The organism is Olsenella sp. An293, assembly GCF_002159495.1.
Classification (GTDB): domain Bacteria; phylum Actinomycetota; class Coriobacteriia; order Coriobacteriales; family Atopobiaceae; genus Thermophilibacter.
Window position 1 is genome coordinate 1 of record NZ_NFIT01000016.1, and the last position, 21122, is coordinate 21122.

Here is a 21122-nt window from a genome sequence, read left to right on the forward strand (position 1 = left end):
AGGTGCGCGCGGTGAGCTGGTGGACCGAGGAGCAGGACGACGTCCTGCGCGAGGTGAGCTTCCGCGGGGCGGAGTACGCCGCCGCCGAGATCGAGCGGAGGTGCGGCGTGCGCCACTCCGTTCGGGCGGTGGAGATGCGCGCGAGCCGTATCCACTGCTCGCTGGCGGTGCAGACGGTGTGCCCCTCCTGCGGCGCGGTGGGCGTGAAGATCAACCGGCAGACCGGCATGTGCCGGCGGTGCACCGAGGAGTATCACCTGGCGCAGGAGCGCGCCTTCAACGAGCAGCTGGAGCGCGAGCGGATCGCCGCCGAGGAGGCGGCGGACATCGACGACGTGCGGCGGGAGCGGGACAGGATGCGGCAGCGGAACTCGCGGCTGTGCAGGAAGTACGGGCTTGCGGGGAAGCGGGAGCGGGGTGATTCGCTCCGCCGCTCTCACTCTTAACCGTGGTACGGGCAGCGCGCGCCGATGCACGCGACGTTGTCCGACGAGACGGCGCAGACCGGCTCTGAGGTCGGCTGCCGAAGGTCAACGCCCAGCACCTCGTTGAACCAGCGGACCGCGCCCCGCACGGCCACGCGAGAGTCGCGCTTGCAGCAGCGCGGGGAGCCGGCCTGGGCAATCTGCCCCAGCAGGTCGGCGACCATCTTCTGCGTCTCGCTCCAGCCCTCGGCCTTGAGAGGGGCATTGCCAAGCAGGATCGAGAGCGCCATGCCGCACGATGCGGCAGCACCGCACACGCCCCAGCGCGCGCACGCGCCGCCGGGAACCGCGCCAGAGCGCTCGGAGAGCTCCTGGAGCTGCCCCCTCAGGTCGCCCGAACCCGTGGCGTTGCGCACGGACGCCAGCAGGGCGGCCCCCACGAGGAAGTGGTGGACGGGGCCGAACGCCGCGCACTCGGGCGCTGTCATGAGGTCCTCCAGGATGTCCGCAGGGCTGGTCGAGGTGCTGTTCTCGCAGATGACGGAAGCCCAGGAAGGGACGTCGTTGCTCGTAGCCATGATAGCTCCCCTTTCTGTAAACACATTGATGGGTGTCGAAATATTATACATCGAAGAACGTCGATATATAGTAGAATAATTGCGTGAGTCACGCTTTCAGAACAGGGAGGGCCACATGGGAGCACGGAGCATCGGGCGGCCGCGCGTCGCCTTCGTCTGCACGCACAACGCGTGCCGGAGCCAGATGGCGGAAGCAATAGCACGCCAAATCGCGGGCGACGTGCTTGACCCCTGTTCCGCGGGCACCGACCCCGCGCCCGAGGTCGATCCCGGTGCGCTGCGGGCGCTCTCGGAGCTCTACGGCATAGACGGAACGGGCCTGCGCCCCAAGACGCTCGACGAGCTGGGAGAGGCGGACATCGTGGTGACTATGGGGTGCGGGGTCCGGTGCCCCGTGTTCCCGTGCGCGCACCGCGAGGACTGGGGGCTCGAGGACCCCGCCGGCCGCGGCCCCGAGGCGTTCCGGGAGACCGCCCGCGTCATCGAGGCGAGGGTGCGCGACCTGGCATGCCGCATGGAGCGCGGCGAGATTCCCGGCGTGACCGCGCCCGTGCGCGCCGACGTCCTTCGGGCGCTCGCCGACGAGCGGCGGCTCGCTGTGGTCGCCTCCCTCGCCGAGGGCGGAGAGACCTGCGCCTGCGAGCTCCTCGAGGGCCTCGGCATCGGGCAGCCGACCCTCTCGCACCACATGAAGCTCCTCACCGAGTGCGGCTTGGTCAGCGCCCGAAAAGACGGTCGCTGGCTGCGCTACACCCTCGACCGCAAGCGCATCTCCGCGCTCGGGGACGCGCTGAAAGAGCTCGCCCGCTGACCCTTCTTGTGACGCGTGGCGAGAATCCACCGTGAGAAAGTCTATCGACGTTTCACGGGGGTGATTGCATGGCGAGGCGGGCGAAGCTGACGCAGGAGATGGTCGACGAGGCGATCCGCCTCAAGGCGGACGGGCTCTCCAACGGCGACATCATCTGCGCGCTGGGGATCCACGAGTCCACGTTCTACCGCTGGATCGGGGAGCCGAAGACGAAGCTGCAGCGCGCGTTAAGCGAGGGACTAAAAAAGGAGGAGTCGGCGTTCAAGCGGACGCTGCTCACGACGATCCGCTCGGCGGCGCTCGCGCGCAACCAGTACTGGACGGCGGCGGCATGGCTGCTCGAGCGCAAGTACCCCGACGAGTTCGGCAAGGCCGAGCGCAAGGGCGACGACGCCAAGGCGGACGCGGCGCCCAGGATCGTGCTCGGCGTGGTGGCCCAGCCGGTGCAGGAGAGGCTGCCGCTGGACGGGCTCGGCGAGGAGCGCACCGATGGTTGACGCGTCGGCGCTCGTCATCCCGCGCTTCCACGACGTGCTGGGCGACGTGATGGCGCACGGGCACACTCGCTACTGGCTCCACGGCGGGCGCGGATCCACGAAGTCGAGCTTCATCAGCGTGTGCATCGTCCTTCTCCTCCTGCTGAACCCCGAGGCGAACGCGGTGGTGGTGCGCAGGCTCTCGAACACGCTGCGCGACTCCGTGTTCTCGCAGTTGACGTAGGCGATCGCGGCGCTGGGGCTCGACGCCTGGTTCCGGGCGCGCATCTCGCCGATGGAGCTCACCTACCTGCCGACCGGGCAGCGCATCGTGTTCCGCGGTGCCGATGACCCGCTGAAGCTCAAGGGCGTGAAGTTCGCGCGCGGCTACGCGGCGGTGGTCTGGTTCGAGGAGCTCGACCAGTTCGACGGGATAGACGCGGTGCGGAGCATCCTGAACTCGTTGCGGTGCGGCGGGGACGACTTCTGGATCTTCTACAGCTACAACCCGCCGCGGACCCTGTGGAGCTGGGTGAACCGCGAGGGGCTGGAGCGGGAGCGGCGCGCGGACACGCTGGTGCGGCGTTCGAGCTACCTCGACGTCATCGAGAGCCACCCCGAGTGGCTGGGCGCCCCCTTCATCGAGGAGGCGGAGTACCTGCGCAGCGTCGACGAACGGGCGTGGAGGAGCGAGTACCTGGGAGAGGTCACGGGGACGGGCGGCTCGGTCTTCAACAACGTCGTGAGCGTGCGCCTGTCCGACGCGGCGTGCCGGGGCTTCTCGCGCACGCGGTGCGGCGTGGACTGGGGCTGGTTCCCGGACCCGTGGCGGTTCGTGCGCTGCGGGTGGGAGCCCGGCGAGCGGCGGCTCACGATCTTCGGCGAGCTGTCGGCGAACCGCAAGACGCCTACCGAGACGGCGGCGCTGGTGGCGGGCGCGCTCACCTACGCGGACGCTCCGGGTGAGGACGCCTACCTCCACGACGAGCTGATCTGGTGCGACGACACGCCGGACGGCAAGCAGAGCATGGCCGTGTGGCGGCGCGAGGCGGGGCTGCGGGTGCGCCCTGCGAGGAAGAGCAACATGCGCAGGCTCTCCTACGAGTGGCTGGCGGGGCTCCGCGAGATCGTGATCGACCCGGAGCGGGCGCCCCTGGCTTACGAGGAGTTCAGACTCAAGGAGTACGACCGCGACCGCGACGGGACGTGGCTGGACGACATTCCCGATGGCAACGACCACTCGATCGACGCGGTGCGCTACGCGATGATGGACGACGTGCTGAGGGGGTAGCGGCGCGGGCGTTCTTCTCGGCAGCTAAATGATGGTGCATGTATGTATGGACGTGCGATAGCCGGAAATGGTCGCCGCGCGTTCTTCTCGCCTAAAATGAAATAGTCAATTGCAGCTATGTGGGCAGGTGTGCCATGAACATCCCTCTGAACAGCATCCTCAACCTCACCGAGGAGCAAATTAAGGGCAGCAAGATTGAGCTGAATCTGTTTGACGGCGGTACGCACGAGGCCTTCATCGACCGGTGGCTCGAACGCCCAGAGAGTGAGCGGGCTGCGGGGCGCGCGAAGCGCTGCTCGTACTGGGCTTGGTACGGGAAGAACCGAAGGAACTTCCATGTGGGTGATTGGGTGTTCAGCTTCATGCGGCTCTATCGCCAGGATGAGTGGCTGTTCGTGTCCGCCGCCGAGATAATCGAAATGCCGGAGCGGGGCGCGGAGAACGGGTATGCAACGGTGAGGATTCTTGACCAATACGCGCCGCTGTTCGGCCGGCTCATCATCAACCTCCACCGAGGTAACAAGTTCTCCCTTTATGTGTTTAACCTCGACTCGTACCTTAACGAGGCGACGGTGAAGGAGATCCTGCCTGCGCTCTACAGCGGCGACACGTTTAGCGGTTACGACCGCGTGCACCTGCCCTACGCCAAGCTCGACCGGATATTCAGGCGCGAGATCATGCCCTCGTACTACGACGCCCTGGAGAGCGTGACGGGGGTCTACTGCCTCACTGACACCAGGACCGGAAAGCTCTACATAGGCTCCGCCACCGGCGAGGGCGGCGTGGCGGCGCGCTGGGGCAATTATCTGGACTCCAAGCACGGAGGCAACAAGAAGCTGCGTGAGCTCTATGATCGCGAGGGCGAGGACTACTTCCGCGAGAACTTCGAGTTCACGCTGCTCGAGTACTTCGGCATGAGCTACGACCCGCAAAAGGTGCTGGAACGGGAGCAGTGGTGGAAGGACTGCCTCGACACGCGTGCCCACGGATACAACGATAACTAGACGGGCGTTCTTCTCGACAAATTGAAATAGTGCCTGGACGCATGGGGTGTGCGGCAGCCGGAAGTGGGTGCCACACGTTCTTCTCGCCTATGGCTCAATTCAGTTGGCTACTGAATCCCGGGGGTTCTTCTCGCCTGGCGTTCTTTTCTTTTTGCCCTTTGTGACGGGCGGGTTCAATGGGCGTGTTCGGACGAGGCGGGAGGTGAGCTGTGCAGGGGCTGGATGACGAGTACTGGGTGCCGGAGCATGTGAGGGCGTGGCTGAGGGGGCTGGGGTTCTCGCTGCCGCTGGAGGCGATGGAGCCGCACATCCGGGCGTGGGACCGGTGGATGCGGGCGCTCGGGGACTTCTACGACTATAGGGACACGGACGGCGTGGGGCGCGTGTACGAGGTGCATAGGCGCTCGATCCACCCGGCGATGCGGGTGTGCCGGGAGTGGGGGTCTCTTCTCCTCAATGACAAGACGCAGGTGGCGTGCTCCGAGCAGGCGTGCACGGACTGGCTCGCGGCGTGGATGGCGCGCACGGGCTTTCTCGCCTCGGCGCAGGAGTGCGTGGTGCGCGCGTTCGGCCTGGGGACGGGCGCGTGGGCTTTGTGGGTCGATGCGGGGTCTCGAGAGGTGCGCGCGAGGCGCTACGACGCGCGGATGGTGGTGCCGCTCACGTGGGACGAGGAGGGCGTCACCGAGTGCGCGTTCGTGACGCGGGCGTTCTGGAGGGGACGTGCCATCGACCAGGTGCAGCTGCACCTGAAGGGTGCTGCCGACGCGTTCTTCTCGCCAAGCGAATCATCCGGAGGGGCTTCGGCGGCGGGTCCTTCTCGCCTGACTGACGATGAAAGCGAGGGCACGTATCGGATCGTCACGGCGTGCTTCGACCGGGACGGCAACCGCGTCGAGCCGGAGGGCGTGTGCCCGGCGTACGACACGGGCTCGCCGTGGCCGACGTTCGCCATCGTGAGGCCCGCCGTCGACAACACGCGCGTGGACATGTCGCCCTACGGGCAGTCGGTGTTCGCGGACGCGGTGGACGCGATCCAGGCGGTCGACCTCTGCTACGACGCCATGATGAGCGAGATCGACAACGGGAAGATGCGCGTGTTCCTCTCGGACGTGATGTTCGACACGGAGCGCGACGGGAAGGGCGGGCGCGTCTCCATCCCCTTCGGGCGGCAGGACTGCACGGTGTTCAGGAAGGTCATGAGCACGGAGGACACGATCCACGAGTTCGCGCCGACCCTGCGCACGGAGGCGCAGGCGCGGGCGTTCAGGGTCGCGCTGCAGACGCTCGGCGACCTCTGCGGGTTCGGCATCAACTACTTCGACCTCGAGAACGTGGGGTACGTGAAGACGGCCACGGAGGTGTCGGCGGACAACTCGGCGCTGATGCGCAACATCAGGAGACACGAGCGCGCGCTCGAGGGCGCGATCTCGGGCATCTGCCGCGCGCTGCTCGCTGCCGAGCGCCGCCTGGGCGCGGAGCTGCCCGACGAGGGGCTCGTGCGCGTGACGTTCGACGACAGCATCATCACGGACACGACGGCCGAGAAGCGCCAGGACATGGACGAGGTGGCCGCCGGTCTCATGGAGGGCTGGGAGTACCGCGCCAAGTGGTACGGCGAGGACGAGGCGACGGCGAGGCGCAGAGGGGCTGTTGCCGAATCCGGTGCGAGCGACGGCGGGTCGGGGCACGTTGACGCAGCCCAGGCAGGGGTGCCGGGGCGCGTGCGCCGCCGCGAGGAGCAGACGACGGCCGTGCCGGCGCGATGAGAGGGTGTCCAAGGTGAGGGGCGCTGACGCTCCGACGCACGCGGGCGTGGGAGCGGCCGCGCCCCGACCCTTGGGGTGAGAGCTGCGGCGCCGGCGCGGGCGGCGGCTGCGACCCGGTGCACGCGCCCCGGCTCCCCGGACTGGGCGGACGGGGTCGTCTCGGGTCAGGAAGGCCCCGATGCCGCCGCAGGCGGCTTCGGGGCTGTCGCGAGCTCCGGTTCCCTCGGGGATCCGGAGCGCCGCTCGCGAGCGCGTGGCGGCCGTGCGGAAGCCCGGGGGGCGACGTCGCCGCGGAGTCGCGCTCGCCGCTCCTCGTGAGGGCCGCAAGGGCATCCACACCCCACCACCACCCGCGAACGAGGGCGAGAGGGCAGCAGCCCATCTGCCGTGGCGGAGTGCGCGCCGCCGCGAGGAACCGACCCGACCTGCGCACGTCAAACTCCCATCAGGCCATGCCCAGAGCGTAGGCTGTGTATGCGCAGCGCCGCGAGGGACAGACAGCGTAGCCGGAGTGTGCGACCGCCGCGAAGGCCAGACGGCGCAGCCGGCTGACCTGAGCCGGGAGCAACACGTAGGCGGAGCTGGCTGGCCCGAGCCGCGGAGCAATACACAGCCGGAGCGGCGGGCATGGCCGTGAGTGGCGCTCTCCGCGCAGGGCGGGGCGGTTTCCGAGCCGTGCGCGCAACGGAGCGGAGGCAGGTGGGCTGCGGACGACCCTCGACGGGCAGCGGGTGGTGGTGGGGTGTGGCACCTCGTAGCTGCACCGCTCTTCTCGTCGTGTTCTCAATATAGGCTACGCATTGTAAAATAAGGGTTTACAGGCAATTGCAATGTACTGGTATCACTCTCATTTACTTCGAAGGAGCCTATATGGCTATAGCGGCGCCCAAATCATATGACACTTCGCTCGGCGAGCTCCTCGAAGGGGTTGGCAAGGGGACGCATCAGCTCCCGGAGTTCCAGCGCAGCTGGACGTGGGATGACGGGCGCATCAGGAACATCATCGCGAGCTTGACGCAGGGGTATCCGATGGGCGCGCTCATGAGGCTCGAGTGCGGAGGCGGCGAGGTGAGGCTGAAATACCGTGCCTTCGAGGGAACACATGGCATTTCCCGCGAGCCCGACTACCTCGTCCTCGACGGCCAGCAGCGACTCACCTCGCTGTACTGCTCGCTTTTTGGGAAAGACCCCGTCAGCACCTCGAACGAGCGCGGCCAGAAGCTCAGCCGCTTCTACTACCTCGATATGCGCAAATGCCTCGATCCAGAGGAAGACCGCGAGGATGCGATTGTCTCCATATCGGATAAGCGCGTCGTCACCGAGGACATCGGCCGCAAGATCGTCCTCGACCTTACGAGCCGTCAGCGCGAGATCGAGGAGCTCATGTTTCCCGCTAACCTCGTGTTCGACTCCCAGGGGCGAGACGACTGGTTCACGGAGTTCATCGAGCATTATGGTCTCAAGTCCGAAGAGTACGCCCTCTGGAAGCACTTCAAGGAGGATGTCCTCAGGACGATGGAGGACTACAAGATTCCGGTCATCACCTTGGACAAGACGACGCCCCGCGAGGCGGTCTGCAAGGTCTTCGAGAACGTGAACACGGGGGGCGTCTCTCTCACCGTGTTCGAGCTCGTGACGGCGGCCTTCGCCACTTACGACTTCGACCTGCGCGGCAACTGGAACGAGGTCGTGCGCCCGCGCATCTGCGCCGAGGGCAAGGACATCAGAACGGATCTCATGCAGGGCGTCGACGAGACGACGTTTTTGACCTCCATGACGCTCTACACGACGTATCTCGCAAAGCGCGCCGGCACCAAGGGCAGTACGAGCTGCAAGAAGAAGGACGTTCTGGCGCTGCGCTACGAGGACTATGTCGCCAACCTGGACGCGCTGTTGGACGGGTTCGACATGGCGCGCGATTTGCTCATCGGCGAGTGCGTCTTCCGCATGCGAGACCTCCCGTACACCACGCAGCTCATCCCGCTCGCAGCTACCTGCGCCTATATCGGGCGCAAGACGTTCGAGAGGCAGCCCGTAAAGGCAGTCCTCCGGCGGTGGCTGTGGTGCGGGATCTTCGGGGAGATGTACGGCGGCGCCAACGAGACGCGATACGCCAACGACATCGAGGACCTGGCGGCGGCAATCGAGGGCGAGGATTCCGCGATGCGCACCGTGAACGCCGCCTACTTCCAGTCCACGCGCCTGCTGGGCCTCCAGACCAGAAACAGCGCTGCCTACAAGGGGGTCATGGCCCTCGTGTTCCGTGAGAACTGCCTCGACTTCGTCGACGGCGCTCCGATGACCATGGTGAAGTCGATGGAGACCCCGCCGGACATCCACCACATCTTCCCGCGCGCGTACTGCGAGAGGACGGGGCTCGAACGGACGAAGTGGAACTCCATCGTGAACAAGACCCCGCTCATCGCGCGCACGAACCGGGAGATCGGAGGCGTTGCGCCCTCGAAGTACCTCCCGAAAATCATGAAGGACGAGCAGGTCGACGGTGACGAGCTCCGCAGGCGCGTGGAGTCCCACCTCGTGGACTACGACGCTCTTGCCGTGGATGATTTCGATACGTTCTTTCTGGATCGCGCGAAGAGGCTCCTCGACGTCATCGAGCAGGCCATGGGCAAGGAGGTGCCCGACAGGGCGTCAGATGAGACGGTTGCAGCGTTCGGGAGCGTCTTGTGCTGACGTTTGGATTCGACGCCATATCTGACGCTTTCGAGCACTTTGCAGCAAATTACAACCAGGCGCACCAAGTTGAGCGCGCCGATAGAAGATAGGCGGACAATACATGCCGACTCTCAACTGGATGGGTAAGGAGAAGGTGGTCAACCACCACCGCGACGTCCCGTATCGCGTGCTCGAGCGCGTGCCCGAGAAGGGCGTGCTGGACAGCCACGGCTCGGACTGCGGGAACATGGTCATCCACGGCGACAACCTCGAGGCGCTGAAGGCCCTGCTGCCCGAGTACGAGGGCAGGGTCGACTGCGTCTACATCGACCCGCCGTACAACACCGGCAACGAGGGCTGGGTCTACAACGACAACGTCAACGACCCCAGGATCAGGAAGTGGCTCGGGCAGGTCGTGGGCAAGGAGGGCGAGGACTTCAGCCGCCACGACAAGTGGCTGTGCATGATGTACCCGAGGCTCCAGCTGCTGCGCAAGCTGCTCGCGCCGACGGGAGCGATCTTCATCAGCATAGATGACAACGAGCTGTTCAATCTGAAGCTCATCTGCGACGAGATCTTCAGCCCGTCATGCTTCGTTGCGGACGTATCTTGGCAGCGCACGCTCACTAAGCGCAATGACTCTAAAGGCGTGCCAGCTGAGACGGAGCATCTGCTCCTGTATTCAAAGACTTCGGATTGGGTTCCCAACAGACTGAAGCGCACGGAGGGCATGAACAGCGGCTATTCAAGCCCGGATGGAGACTCCCGCCCGTGGACTTCCGTCACATGCTCAGCGCCGGGAGCTTCGACACATCAAGGTATGGTGTATGCCATACAGCACCCGATAACTGGTGGGTGGATGTATCCGCCAGTGGGACGTTGCTGGAGTCTTGGTCAAGATCGCATGCTCGCGGAGATGAACAAGTGGGCTCCATACGAGCTGAGAAACCTTAACGATGCGGACAAGCGACGTGAGGTGTGCGCTGGCGCGGAAGTAGATGATTCGCTCTGTGGAATCGCGCTCGTGGATGATTCGACGGAGGCGCTGGAGAGGGCGAAAGCGCGCTATGACCGAGGCGCACGCGGTGAGCAACCCTGGCCGACGTTCTTCTTTACCTCCAAGGGCAAAGGCGGCATGCGCACCAAGAAGTACCTGGAAGAGAGCTCAGGAAGGGTCGCGACTAATTTTTGGCCTGCGGGAGAAGTCGGAACCACGGATGGGGCGAAACGACTTCTTGCGAGAATCTTTGAGGGATCGGCACCTTTCGATACCCCGAAGCCTCCCGAGCTGATAGAACGATGCATCCAGCTCGCCTGTGGTGACGACGCCCTCGTGCTCGACTCCTTCGCAGGGTCCGGTACCACGGCACACGCGGTCATAAAGCTCAACAGAGAGGACGGCGGCTCTCGACGCTTCATCCTTGCCGAACTGGATGACTACGCCGACACCGTTACCGCCGAGCGTGTTCGTCGCGTCATATCGGGCTACGGCGAGGGGAACGGCGCCGTCGGGGGCATCGACTCCGGCTTCTCGTACTACGAGCTCGGCCCCGCGCTGTTCCGCGAGGACGGCGCGATCGACCCCGCCGTCACGCACGCCGACCTCACCCGTTACGTCTGGGCGACCGAGACCCGCGCGCCCTACGAGGACCTCACGGACGAGCACCCCTACCTCCTCGGCGAGCACGCCCAGGCGGTCTACTACCTCACCTGGGAGCCCGGGGAGGAGACGACGCTCACCTACGACCTCCTGCGGGGTCTGCCGCGCAAGGGGTCGCCGACCGTGATCTTCGCCGACCGGTGCGCCATCGCGCCCGAGCGCCTGGACGAGATGGGCGTCGTCTTCAAGCGCGTGCCCGACCAGATAGCGAGGATCTAGCCATGGAGCTGAAGCAGTACCAGAGGGACGTCCTCAGGGAGGTCGGCCGCTTCGCGAGGACGTACGCGATGACCAGGGACGCGTCGACGGCCTATGCTGACTTCATGAAAGCCGTTGGCCTCATGCCCGGGCAGGGCGGGGTCGAGTGCTACCGCGACGACCTCGGCGGCGCGCCGAAGGTGTGCGTCAAGGTGCCCACGGGCGGCGGCAAGACCTTCATCGGCGCGAGCGCCGTGCGCGTGCTGACCGAGGCGCTGCCCTCGGCCGCCAACGTTGTGGTGTGGCTCGTGCCGAGGCGCGAGATCCTGTCGCAGACGCTCCGGAACTTCCGCAACCCGGAGCACTTCCTGCGCACGGCGCTCGACCGCGACTTCGGCGGGCGCGTGGAGGTGCTCGACAAGGAGGACGGCCTTCGCGGCCGCTCGTTCACCGCGTCGACCGTCGGCGAGCAGCTCACGCTCTTCGTGCTCTCCTACGACTCCTTCAAGAACAAGGACGGGCGGCGCGCCTACGCTGAGAACTCGGCGCTCGCCGGGCTCACCGCCCACCAGCGTGACGCCGGCACCGCCGTGGACGTTGAGGGCGCGGACGACACGGCGCTCATCACCGCGCTCGCGGGCACGAACCCGATCGTGATCGTGGACGAGAGCCACCACGCGCGCTCGAAGCTCTCGCTCGACATGCTGCGGAACCTGAACCCGCGCTTCGTGCTGGAGCTCACGGCGACGCCGGCCAGGGGCGCGAACGTAATCGCGCAGGCGACCGCGCGCCAGCTCAAGCGCGAGGAGATGGTGAAGCTCCCTGTGGTGGTGTATCGCCGCCCGGACAAGCGGACGACCATCGCCGATGCCGTCACGCTCCAGCGCAGGCTCGAGGCGATAGCCGAGCAGGACGAGAAGAGGACCGGGCGCTACATCCGCCCCATCGTGCTCTTCCAGGCGGAGAGGCGCGGGGCCGAGGGCGCAGAGACCTACCAGAGGCTCAAGGAGAAGCTCGTCGAGGGCGGCATCCCCGAGGAGCAGATAGCCGTGCGGACGGGCGACGTGGACGAGATCGGCGGGGCCGACCTCATGAGCCGCGAGTGCCCGATACGCTTCATCATCACCGTGGAGGCGCTCGCCGAGGGCTGGGACTGCCCGTTCGCCTACGTGCTCGCCACAGTCGCCAACAAGAGCTCGCAGGTGAGCGTGGAGCAGATCGTCGGCCGCGTGCTGAGGCAGCCCCACGCGGCTCGCGCGGGGGCGCGCAGCCTCAACATCGCCTACGTGCTCACGGCGTCCGCGGACTTCGACGCGACCCTCACGCAGGTGGTCGACGGCCTCAACGGCGTGGGCTTCTCGCGCGAGGACGTGGAGACCGCCGGGACGGCGCCCGCGGCGCCCGAGCGGCAGGACCAGATCGACTTCCCGGACGAGCCGGCAGGCGGCCCCGAGGGCGGCGAGGGGGACGACCTCGACCTCGACGGGCTCGACCTGACCGTGCCCGACGGCTCTGCCGCCGGTACCGGCTCCGCGTCCGTGGACGACATCATCGGCACCTCCGAGCACGTCGAGGAGCGCTTCGAGGAGGAGGCCGGCTCGGATGGCGCCGGGACCCTGCTCGGCGGCCTGGGAGGGGGAACCAACGTGTACCATATGCGCGAGGCGGTCGCCGACTCGGCGAGGGAACTGACCATTCCGCAGTTCATAATCCGCGTGGACGGTGGCCTGTTCACCGACGACGAGACGTGGAAACCGCTCGACCGCGAGGACCTGCTCGCCGACTTCAAGCTGTCCAAATATGGCATCGGCGAGGTGAAGATCGACCCCGGCACGTTCTCCGAGGCGCGCGAGGTGGATCTCGCCTCCGATTCGGACGAGTACCGCATCCGCTGGCTCGAGGACGACGTCAGGAAGAACATGGCGATGCTCTTCGCCAACATGTCCGACGAGGGCAAGCGCGAGAGCCTGAAGGCGCTCGTCCTCCAGGCGATGTCTTCTCAGTTCAAGAACACCTTCGGGAGTGCCCAGCTCACGGGCTACATCGCCCGCGTGGTGGACGACATGGACTCGCCCGTCGTGGACGCGTGCCTCCACAGCGTGGGCGGCGTCGCGCGCGCCGTCGCGGACGCCGTGCGCGGGCTCGCCGACGACTTCTGTGAGGACCGCTTCGGAAAGCTCCTCTCGCGGGGTGACGTGCGGCTCGAGCCGGCGTACCGGTTCCCCGAGTCGTTCGTGCAGGCGACCCCGATGACCAGCTACGACGGGGCGCTCTACGAGGCGGAGGATGGGCGCGTCGACGGGCTGGAGCGAAAGATGGTGGACCTGCTCGCGAACAACCGGCGCGTGAGGTGGTGGCACCGCGTGGTGGAGCGCAAGCCCGGGGAGTTCAGCATCAACGGGTTCGTCAACCACTACCCGGACTTCCTCGCTTTGCGCGACGACGGCGTCCTCATGGTCATCGAGACGAAGGGCGAGCACCTGGGCGACGACGCCAGGCGCAAACTGAGCCTGGGAACGAGGTGGGCCGACATGGCCGGCATCGGATTCCGGTACTTCATGGTGTTCGAGCGCGAGGCGCCGGACGCCGACAATGCGTTCACGCTGGCGGAGTTCGGCAGCGAGATTTTGGGGTGATAGAGCGGCAATGTCTCTGGAATACACTCAATGGGAACGCATCCGCTGTACCCTGAGATCGATAAAATCGAAACCATTACTCCCTAGAGGGGGCATTGTCGAACCAATAGGATGCAAGGAGAGCAATTAGATGCTCAATAGCCTGATTCGGATTGATCTCCATATCCATTCGAAAGCCAGTCAGTACAAGGATAAAGGCGTTGACTTGAGTGAATGCGACGCCGAGCATGTCGATGTGCTGCTTGACAAGCTTGCTAAGGGAGAGAATCCCATCGACATGTTTTCCGTTACTGACCACAACAGGTTTGATGCGGCGTTATACGAGACTTTTTACAGTCGTATCTACGAACGAAACTTAGGCATACAGCTGCTGTCTGGCGTCGAGTTCGATGTCGAGCTGCAAGAAGGAAAACCTGCCGCCCATATCATCACGATCTTCAACTCGAAAGATGCTTGCGACCGCCGGATGATTCAGGAGACTATCGAGAAAAACGGATTGATTGAGACCGAGTCCGGCTTCTACTCTTTAGATGGATTCGAATCTCTACTCAGGCATATAGGGCTTAGTGCAATTCTCATCGTGCATCAGCATTCTGGTTTCGGGGGCAACCAGCGCAAACGCTCGGCAGGAGCGGCGAGCGATGATGCGATCGGGTTTTACCAATATGGCTTCTTCGATGCGCTTGAATACAACAACCGGAAAGTGCAAGGCATCCTCCGAGGCGAGCTTGCAGATCTGCAGCTCCCAGCACGCATGGTTGTTGGCAGCGACTGCCACGAGTGGGATTGCTATCCAAGACATGATCGCAATCAGGCTATTCCAGATGCTTATTATGCCGAAATCCGTGCCCTCCCCACATTCTGCGGACTCCTCATGGCGTTGACCTCTCCCGAAACGAGGATTGGGCGGCGGGACTACGAATGGAAAAGCGCCTACTGCCACGAATTCGAGCTTTGCGGAAAGAGGATTCCGCTGAGCCCCGGTCTGAATGTGCTTATTGGAGAAAACGGATCTGGCAAGTCATCCCTGCTTGACCTCCTCTGTGACAAGCAGGGTAGAAAAGCTCACGTAAAGGGCATCGACAAGGAGTATGGCTTTTCCTGCGCGCGTAAACCCGTTTCCCCTGTCTATGTTCAGCAGGGGCAACTTCAGGAAAGCTACGGAAAAGGCACCATCTTTGACTCCGCTCTTTTTGAGGAGCCTAGCAATACCAGCTTTGAGAGCTCGGTGCGTTCCTATGCTGGAGGAATTAAGAGCCTCATCGCTGAAAGCATATCCAGAAATAGCCTTCGGAATAAAGCGCGGGAAACCTCGTTTCTCCCTGTTCAAGAGGAAGAAACCTTCAGGTTCACCGTTACGTATACAGAGGATTTTGCAAACGAAGGCAACCAATGGTCGCCACGGGCGGATAGGCTCCGGACCATCAACTCTCTTCTGAGCGAGGAGATCGCTCGTAAAGAGTACACGGAAGAAGAGGTCGAAAAGCTCAAGAAGGCCCACGCCCTCATCGAAGAGGTTCGGGCGTCAGTTGCCGGTAAAAGCGATGAGCGCATGATGACGAATGGTGTGAAGAGCATTATTCTCAGAGCATTCAAAAAATACGAGCTTGATGTCGAGTCCAAGAGTGACGATCAAGACAGAAAGAGCGCTGCCTATCGGAAAGATAAAGCGACATTTGTGGAAACAGTGCTCGGCCTTGCCCGTGCCGAACTTCAAGATTCTCCAACGCTGCCAAGTTCAAGCGTTCCGACAGGCTCCGGTGCTACTAGAAATCAGAAAAACGGATTCTCCTTCGTTAGGAAGACAGCGTACTCCGACTTGGATGATTATGCTGACGACTTTCTCCAGTGCTTCAACACTCAGTATCGGTCAATCGACAAGTTGCTTGAGATTCGTACGCGCGAAGAAGCCGCAAGCGCAATCCCTGGCGGAAAGCCGGATTCTTGGGAATCTGATTTCGATAACCTGACTAATAAGTTTATAAAGGCGCAGTGTATCACTGCTGACACGATTTTCGACGGCGAGAACAAAGCAACGGGCAATACGCTGGGAGAGCGCGCCCTTACCTACTACAAGTATTTGAGCTATGGCCCTTCAAAAGCTGACGTGTTTATCGCCGACCAGCCGGAAGACAACATCTCAAATCAGCGCATCGGCGACGAGCTCATAGAATATCTGGGAGATCTTCGTAGGCGTTCTCAAATCATCATCGTCACACACAGTCCACTGCTCGTTGTCAATCTCGACGCTGACAACGTAATTGTTCTAAGAAGGGACAAGGAAGGAAGCGAACGGGTCGTGTCCGGCTGTCTCGAATCTGAAGATGACGGTTCAGTGCTCAGCGAAGTTGCCTCCATCCTCGATGGAGGCAAAGAAGCGATTCAAAGGAGGCTGGCAGCTTATGATGCGCTCAATTAAGCTCAACGGAACAGAAGCCGGTGTCGATTTAATTGTGGATGGCAGCGTCGCCGACACCTTCAGCAGAGGTGAGGCAATCAGTGCGCTCAGTTTTTTCAACGCGCTCGATTACCATGCAGGTGATGTGTACAAACTTGAAGATGGCGCTAGAGGGCCTGTTCCTAAAGGTTCATTCGACCCGCTTGAAGGGCTCGTAAAGGAGATAATCGAGGGCATCAACGCCATTGCCACAGAAGAGGTTCCTGTAAATGGCGATTCGAACGCCTCTTGCGAGAGCAATTACATGGCAGATGAAGATATTCCCTTCTAACAGCTTACTCAGCTTTCTTGTGACACGCCCATAGCCTGTACCCATCGTTTGGGTGCGGGCTTTTTTCTTTGCCCGCCTTACTGGAAGGACGGGCAGATGGATGGCTTGCAGGACGAGACGAGGCTCGAGGAGCAGGGCGCGGCGCAGGAGCCGCAGGGCGCGCCGGCGCAGGTGAGCGGCAGCGATGGTGCCGCCGCGACCCCCAGGGCCGACGACGGCGCTGCCCAGGCCCGCGCGGACTACGAGGCGGCGCTCGCCGAGCGCGACGAACGTATCGCGGAGCTGGAGGGCGAGATCGCCGATGCCGCGAAGACCGCCGAGGGCGCGGAGAAGCTGCGTGCCGAGATGGACGAGCTGCGCCGGCGCGGCGACGAGGAGCGGGTCGGATTCGAGCTCCAGCTCGCGGGGGCGCGCAACGTGAAGGCCGCCCGCGCGCTGCTCGGTGACTACGACAACGACGTCGAGAAGCTCAAGGCGGCCGAGCCGTGGCTGTTCGGCTCGAGCGTTGCCGCGACCGCGCAGACGGGGGCGACGGGGCTGCCGAGCGCGGGCGCGGCGTCGGACGAGGGCGCGACGGTCAAGCGCTGGCGGAGGATCGCCGGCATCGAGGGAGACGAGGAGTAACCGATGGCCAACAGCATCGCCTACACCAGGAACTACACGGCCGTCCTGGACGAGGTCTACAAGAGGGCCGCGTGCTCGACGTGCCTGAACTCGCCGCGCCGCATGGCGCGCGCGGGGCGCAACGCCAAGGAGATCATGGTCCCGAAGATCGAGGTGACGGGGCTCGGCGACTACACGCGCAACGTGGGCTACAAGACCGGCTCGATCACCTACGAGTTCGAGACCAAGACGTTCAACTACGACCGCGGCATCAGGCTGCTGGCCGACGTCATGGACGTGGAGGAGGCCGGGGTCCTCGACTGCTTCGTGGCGGCGGGCTCCGAGCTCCAGCGCACGCAGGTGGCGCCGGAGGCCGACGCCTTCACGTTCTCCGAGATCGCGGGGCACGAGGGCGTGACGCCCGCCGTCGAGGACTTCGCCGACGCGGAGGCCGAGGACGTGCTGGCTTCGCTCCGCGCCGCGACGAACGCGATGGACGAGGCGGAGGTGACCACCGGGAGCCGCATCCTCTTCATCACGCCGACCTTGAAGGGCGTGCTGGACGACTTCAGCCTGGCGAACCCGGCGCGCTCCAACCGCGTGCTCGAGCGCTTCAGCCGCGTCGTGGAGGTGCCGCAGACGCGCTTCTACACGGCGATCGCGCTGAACTCCGGCGAGGAGGACCAGTTCGGGTACTCCCGCGCCGAGGGGACCTACCAGCTCACCGAGGACACCTCCGTGGTCTCGGGCAAGACCTACTACACGAAGAGCGGCGAGCAGTACACGCCCGTCTCGAGCCCGGCCTCGGGCAGCCTCTCGAGCTACTACGAGCTCGTGGGCGCGGGCGCTCCGATCAACTTCATGGTCGTGGAGCGCTCGGCGGTGATCAAGTTCGACAAGCACGTGGCCTCGAGGGTCTTCTCGCCCGACGAGCTGGAGAACCTGGACAGCTACATGATGAAGTACCGCAAGTACGGCATCGTGGAGCTGCTGGACAACAAGCTGGACGGCGTGCACGTCTCCTGCGCGCCGCTGGCGTGAGCGAGGGGCTGACGGGCGCGGCGGGCCGCGGCCCCGCGCCCGTCTCCTACGACTTCTACCTCGACGGGTACGGCGGGGCGCTTTCCGCCGAGGCGCTCGCGGAGGCGCTGCCGGCGGCGGTGCGGTGCGTGGGCGCGCTCACGGGGGCGCGCGACGCGCGCGAGGAGTGGGACGACGATCAGGCCGAAGCCTGGCGGCGCGCCGTCTGCGCGGCGGCCGACGCCTTCGCCGAGTACGGCGAGGGGCGCGTGGGAGGCTTCTCCATCGGGTCCTTCTCGGTGACCAACTACCGCGACGAGGGCACGACCGGCTCGGTGGTGGCGCGGGAGGCCGCGCTCGCGGAGCTCGCGGGGACGGGCCTCTGCTTCTCGGGGGTGCGCCGATGAGGTACCTGAGGCCGATACCCAAGAGGCTCCTGCCCGACGACATGCTGGTGTTCCTGCCCGCGGAGGGCGGCGGGCGCGGCGAGAGCCGCCTCGTGCGCCACGTGAGGTTCGAGCGCGCGGAGGGGGTCGTCTCCGACGCGCACCGCTCGGCCGACGCGGGGCACGGGACCGTGTTCGTGGACGCGGTGAACAGCGAGGGCGCCCTCGAGGTGCCGGCCGGGGCGCGCGTGCTGATCGGCGCGGGGCCGTCGATGCTCGTTCGCTCTTGTCGCCGGTGCTGCGTGGTGCGCGGCCAGGTGCACCACTGGGAGCTGGAGGTGGGCTGATGGCATGCTCCGAGGACCTCGGCGCCCACGTGCCGGACGACTGGGACGCCGAGGGCGGCGGGGTCGCCGGCGCGGCGGTCGCGCTGCTCCGAGCGCTCGGCTACGGCAACGCGTTCTGCTCGCCGCCCCCGGCGCGCCTCTGCTGCGAGCCGATCGTGCTGACACAAGGCGCGCTCGAGCGCGAGGCGCGGCTCGCGGACGGCACGGAGCGCGGGCGGGTGCCCGTGGACGTGCTGGTGTGCTGCGAGGCCGCGCGCGACGCGGAGGCGACCTGCCGCGCGGTGGAGCGCGACCTGCGCCGGGGCTCCTGGACGGGCTTCGGCGAGGGCTGGCGGTGCAGGGTGGCGGCCGCGGACTCCGGGGGCTCGGCGCCGAGGGGCCGCGACGGCTCCGGGCGCTGGCTCTGGGGTTTCACGCTGATTCTGACGGTGGTGATCGACTTTGGCGGACAGGGTTAGGGCCGGTCGCGGTGTGGACGACCGCGACGTGGTGCGCAAGAGCAACCCGCTGCAGCGGGCGGCGCAGGGCGCGCGCGAGCAGCGGGCGGGCTCAGCGGAGACCGACCGCATGGGGCGCGAGCAGCAGCGGCGCGCCACCGCCTACGGGCGGGCTCGGGGGCGGCTGTGAGCTCCATCGTGTACAACGGGCACGACCTCTCACCGTACGTGACGGCCGAGCTGGTGGAGCCGGCGGGGCACGCGCTCTCGCCGAGGGCGCTCATGGTGCCGGGGCGGCCGGGCGCGGCGCTCTTGGGCTGCGAGCTGCCGCCGCGCGTCCTGCGCGTGCGGCTCTTCCTCGACGCGGGCATTTCTCTCGGTGCGGACGAGCGCTCGGAGATCCGTCACGTGCTGTACGGGTGGCTCGTGGCGCCCTCGGGCGCCGAGCTCGAGCTGCCCGGGGAGCCGGGGCTCTCGTGGCGCGACGCCGTGGTGACGGACGCCTCCGACTGGGACTCGCTCTTCGAGGACGGCAGCTGCGAGCTGGCGTTCACGTGCTTCGACCCGGTGGCCTACGGGGAGGGGAGGTCGAGCGCGGCGGGCACGCTGACGGTCGGCGGCACGTGGGCGACGTGGCCGGTCGTGACGCTGACGGCGCTCGCGGGCCCCTCGGTGAGGGTGGCCGACGGTCTGGGGCGCTACGTGCTCGTAGAGCGCGAGTTCGCCGCCGGGGACGAGGTCCTTCTCGACTTCCGGCGCGAGGCCGTGACGGTGGAGGGAGAGGACGCCTCCGCCGACGTGGCCGTGGAGAGCACGTTCTTCTCGCTTGTTCCCGGGGAGCACACGCTGACGTTCACGGGCTGTTCCGCTCACACGGTGGCGTGGACGGAGAGGTGGCTCTGATGGTGCCGACGCTCTACCTCTTCGACCGCTTCGACGGGCGGCTGGGGATCCTGCCAGCCGTGGGCGCGGTGACGCACGTCGAGGAGGTCGGCGGCGAGGACACGATCGAGTTCGACTGCGCGCTCGCCCCCGAGAAGGGCGAGCGGCTGCTGTGGCGCGACCCGACGGACGGCGTGTGGCGCGAGCACGTGGTGGTGCGCACCGACGAGCCGCTGGGCGCGCCGGCGCACGTCTACGCGGAGTCCTCGCTCTGCGAGCTCCTGGGCGACTTCGTCGAGGAGGAGCAGCTGGTTGCCAAGACGGCCTCCGAGGCGCTGGCGGCGGTTCTCGCTCACACGCGCTGGACGGTCGGCGACGTTGGTGTTGGCGCGACGGAGCGGGGGTGCCTGCTCTACCACGTGAACGCGCTCGCGGCGCTCAGGCGCGTCGAGGAGGTGTGGGGCGGCGAGGCCGAGGCGGTGATCGCCGTGGCCAACGGGCGCGTGGCCTCGCGGACGGTCAACCTGCCCGCGCGGCGCGGCGAGTGGCGCGGGGCGCGCTTCAGCTACGGCAAGACGCTCGCGGCGTGCACGCGCACGGTGCTCGAGGACGAGGTGTTCACGGCGCTCTACGGCTACGGGAAGGGCCTGCCGATCTACGACGAGCAGGGCGTGGCGACAGGCGGGTTCACGAGGCGGTTGACCTTCGGTTCTGTGAACAACGACGTGAACTGGGTGGGCGACGACGACGCGCGCCTGGTGTGGGGTCGCCCCGACGGCGCGTGCGGGAGGGCGCACCGTTTCGGGCACGTGGTGTTCCCGGACTGCGAGGACGCGACGGAGCTCAAGGCGCTGACCGAGGCGGCGCTCGCGGCGGCGTGCGAGCCGCGCGTCTCCTACGAGGTGGACGTCGCCGCCGTGGACGGCGGCGCGGGCGTGCGGCCGGGCGACGACGTGGCAGTGGTCGACTCGTCGCGCTCGCCCGAGTGGCACCTGCGCGCCCGCTGCGTGCGACGCGTGCGCGAGCTCGGCGAGGGCAGGCCCGTCGTGCGTCTCACGCTGGGCGCGGTCGAGCGCACGACGTGGGCGGCGTCGGCAGACGTGGCCGCGCGCGTGACGGCGGTCGAGGAGACGGCGGCGACGGCGTCAGACACGGTGGCGTCCTACGAGGACCTGGGCGAGAGGGAGTTCTGAC

Annotated in this window: 19 protein-coding genes and 1 pseudogene; 19 read left to right on the plus strand and 1 reads right to left on the minus strand. The window is 65.8% G+C overall.

The window, feature by feature from the left end; translation table 11 throughout:
- Nucleotides 1-446: hypothetical protein (locus B5F85_RS09415; protein ID WP_343203478.1), on the plus strand; the 446-nt coding region annotated here is incomplete at its 5' end.
- On the opposite strand, the gene B5F85_RS09420 is transcribed toward B5F85_RS09415, so the two are convergent.
- The gene (locus tag B5F85_RS09420; protein WP_143786172.1) at nucleotides 443-1003 is read right to left on the minus strand and encodes a DUF5714 domain-containing protein; all 561 of its coding nucleotides are present in this window, start codon (nucleotides 1001-1003) and stop codon (nucleotides 443-445) included. The genes B5F85_RS09415 and B5F85_RS09420 overlap by 4 nt on opposite strands.
- Nucleotides 1004-1118: 115 nt before the next feature.
- On the opposite strand from B5F85_RS09420, the gene B5F85_RS10720 reads away from it, so the two are divergent.
- The 18 genes and pseudogenes from B5F85_RS10720 (at nucleotide 1119) to B5F85_RS09500 (ending at nucleotide 21121) form a co-directional block, all read left to right on the plus strand.
- Nucleotides 1119-1814, plus strand: a complete 696-nt coding sequence (locus B5F85_RS10720) for a metalloregulator ArsR/SmtB family transcription factor (RefSeq protein WP_158094598.1) — start codon at nucleotides 1119-1121, stop codon at nucleotides 1812-1814.
- Between the two features lie 68 nt (nucleotides 1815-1882).
- Nucleotides 1883-2311 carry a hypothetical protein gene (locus tag B5F85_RS09430; protein WP_087316653.1) on the plus strand — a complete coding sequence of 143 codons (429 nt, stop codon included), beginning with the start codon at nucleotides 1883-1885 and terminating at the stop codon, nucleotides 2309-2311.
- Between the two features lie 49 nt (nucleotides 2312-2360).
- A pseudogene (locus B5F85_RS09435) lies at nucleotides 2361-3581 on the plus strand (phage terminase large subunit).
- Between the two features lie 134 nt (nucleotides 3582-3715).
- The gene (locus tag B5F85_RS09440; RefSeq protein WP_087316655.1) at nucleotides 3716-4585 is read left to right on the plus strand and encodes a GIY-YIG nuclease family protein; all 870 of its coding nucleotides are present in this window, start codon (nucleotides 3716-3718) and stop codon (nucleotides 4583-4585) included.
- A gap of 209 nt (nucleotides 4586-4794) precedes the next feature.
- Nucleotides 4795-6354 carry a hypothetical protein gene (locus tag B5F85_RS09445; protein ID WP_087316657.1) on the plus strand — a complete coding sequence of 520 codons (1560 nt, stop codon included), beginning with the start codon at nucleotides 4795-4797 and terminating at the stop codon, nucleotides 6352-6354.
- Nucleotides 6355-7224: 870 nt separating this feature from the next.
- The gene (locus tag B5F85_RS09450; RefSeq protein WP_087316659.1) at nucleotides 7225-9048 is read left to right on the plus strand and encodes a DUF262 domain-containing protein; all 1824 of its coding nucleotides are present in this window, start codon (nucleotides 7225-7227) and stop codon (nucleotides 9046-9048) included.
- 103 nt (nucleotides 9049-9151) lie between these two features.
- Nucleotides 9152-10909: a site-specific DNA-methyltransferase gene (locus tag B5F85_RS09455; protein ID WP_087316661.1), complete on the plus strand. Its 1758-nt coding sequence runs from the start codon at nucleotides 9152-9154 to the stop codon at nucleotides 10907-10909.
- Nucleotides 10910-10911: 2 nt separating this feature from the next.
- Nucleotides 10912-13524 (plus strand): DEAD/DEAH box helicase family protein, encoded by a 2613-nt coding sequence (locus B5F85_RS09460; RefSeq protein WP_087316663.1) that lies wholly within the window; start codon nucleotides 10912-10914, stop codon nucleotides 13522-13524.
- A 130-nt stretch (nucleotides 13525-13654) separates the two neighbouring features.
- Nucleotides 13655-15943 (plus strand): AAA family ATPase, encoded by a 2289-nt coding sequence (locus tag B5F85_RS09465; protein WP_087316664.1) that lies wholly within the window; start codon nucleotides 13655-13657, stop codon nucleotides 15941-15943.
- On the plus strand, nucleotides 15927-16253 hold the full coding sequence (locus tag B5F85_RS10600; protein WP_143786173.1) for a hypothetical protein: 327 nt from the start codon (nucleotides 15927-15929) through the stop codon (nucleotides 16251-16253). Before B5F85_RS09465 ends, B5F85_RS10600 begins: the two co-directional genes overlap by 17 nt.
- A gap of 96 nt (nucleotides 16254-16349) precedes the next feature.
- The gene (locus tag B5F85_RS09470; RefSeq protein ID WP_087316666.1) at nucleotides 16350-16877 is read left to right on the plus strand and encodes a hypothetical protein; all 528 of its coding nucleotides are present in this window, start codon (nucleotides 16350-16352) and stop codon (nucleotides 16875-16877) included.
- A gap of 3 nt (nucleotides 16878-16880) precedes the next feature.
- Nucleotides 16881-17897, plus strand: a complete 1017-nt coding sequence (locus B5F85_RS09475) for a hypothetical protein (protein WP_087316668.1) — start codon at nucleotides 16881-16883, stop codon at nucleotides 17895-17897.
- Entirely contained in the window at nucleotides 17894-18283 is a 390-nt protein-coding gene (locus B5F85_RS09480) for a hypothetical protein (RefSeq protein ID WP_239386852.1), read from the plus strand. Before B5F85_RS09475 ends, B5F85_RS09480 begins: the two co-directional genes overlap by 4 nt.
- A complete protein-coding gene (locus tag B5F85_RS09485) occupies nucleotides 18280-18609 on the plus strand; it encodes a putative minor capsid protein (RefSeq protein WP_087316670.1) in 330 nt (109 codons plus the stop codon). The genes B5F85_RS09480 and B5F85_RS09485 overlap by 4 nt, the downstream gene beginning before the upstream one ends.
- A complete protein-coding gene (locus B5F85_RS09490; protein WP_087316671.1) occupies nucleotides 18609-19067 on the plus strand; it encodes a hypothetical protein in 459 nt (152 codons plus the stop codon). The genes B5F85_RS09485 and B5F85_RS09490 overlap by 1 nt, the downstream gene beginning before the upstream one ends.
- On the plus strand, nucleotides 19051-19236 hold the full coding sequence (locus B5F85_RS10605; RefSeq protein ID WP_143786174.1) for a hypothetical protein: 186 nt from the start codon (nucleotides 19051-19053) through the stop codon (nucleotides 19234-19236). Before B5F85_RS09490 ends, B5F85_RS10605 begins: the two co-directional genes overlap by 17 nt.
- A complete protein-coding gene (locus tag B5F85_RS09495; protein ID WP_239386854.1) occupies nucleotides 19233-19949 on the plus strand; it encodes a phage tail domain-containing protein in 717 nt (238 codons plus the stop codon). Before B5F85_RS10605 ends, B5F85_RS09495 begins: the two co-directional genes overlap by 4 nt.
- Nucleotides 19949-21121, plus strand: coding sequence for a phage tail spike protein (locus B5F85_RS09500; protein WP_239386856.1), 1173 nt, complete (start codon nucleotides 19949-19951; stop codon nucleotides 21119-21121). Before B5F85_RS09495 ends, B5F85_RS09500 begins: the two co-directional genes overlap by 1 nt.
- The last annotated feature ends 1 nt before the right edge of the window (nucleotide 21122 follow it).

Coding starts and splice junctions, on each gene's coding strand:
- B5F85_RS09455 (WP_087316661.1), top strand. CDS start 9,152: ATGCCGACTCTCAACTGGATGGGTAAGGAGAAGGTGGTCAACCACCAC.
- B5F85_RS09440 (WP_087316655.1), top strand. CDS start 3,716: ATGAACATCCCTCTGAACAGCATCCTCAACCTCACCGAGGAGCAAATT.
- B5F85_RS09485 (WP_087316670.1), top strand. CDS start 18,280: ATGAGGTACCTGAGGCCGATACCCAAGAGGCTCCTGCCCGACGACATG.
- B5F85_RS09450 (WP_087316659.1), top strand. CDS start 7,225: ATGGCTATAGCGGCGCCCAAATCATATGACACTTCGCTCGGCGAGCTC.
- B5F85_RS09500 (WP_239386856.1), top strand. CDS start 19,949: ATGGTGCCGACGCTCTACCTCTTCGACCGCTTCGACGGGCGGCTGGGG.
- B5F85_RS09430 (WP_087316653.1), top strand. CDS start 1,883: ATGGCGAGGCGGGCGAAGCTGACGCAGGAGATGGTCGACGAGGCGATC.
- B5F85_RS10720 (WP_158094598.1), top strand. CDS start 1,119: ATGGGAGCACGGAGCATCGGGCGGCCGCGCGTCGCCTTCGTCTGCACG.
- B5F85_RS10600 (WP_143786173.1), top strand. CDS start 15,927: ATGATGCGCTCAATTAAGCTCAACGGAACAGAAGCCGGTGTCGATTTA.
- B5F85_RS09420 (WP_143786172.1), bottom strand. CDS start 1,003: ATGGCTACGAGCAACGACGTCCCTTCCTGGGCTTCCGTCATCTGCGAG.
- B5F85_RS09475 (WP_087316668.1), top strand. CDS start 16,881: ATGGCCAACAGCATCGCCTACACCAGGAACTACACGGCCGTCCTGGAC.
- B5F85_RS09465 (WP_087316664.1), top strand. CDS start 13,655: ATGCTCAATAGCCTGATTCGGATTGATCTCCATATCCATTCGAAAGCC.
- B5F85_RS09460 (WP_087316663.1), top strand. CDS start 10,912: ATGGAGCTGAAGCAGTACCAGAGGGACGTCCTCAGGGAGGTCGGCCGC.
- B5F85_RS09470 (WP_087316666.1), top strand. CDS start 16,350: ATGGATGGCTTGCAGGACGAGACGAGGCTCGAGGAGCAGGGCGCGGCG.
- B5F85_RS09490 (WP_087316671.1), top strand. CDS start 18,609: ATGGCATGCTCCGAGGACCTCGGCGCCCACGTGCCGGACGACTGGGAC.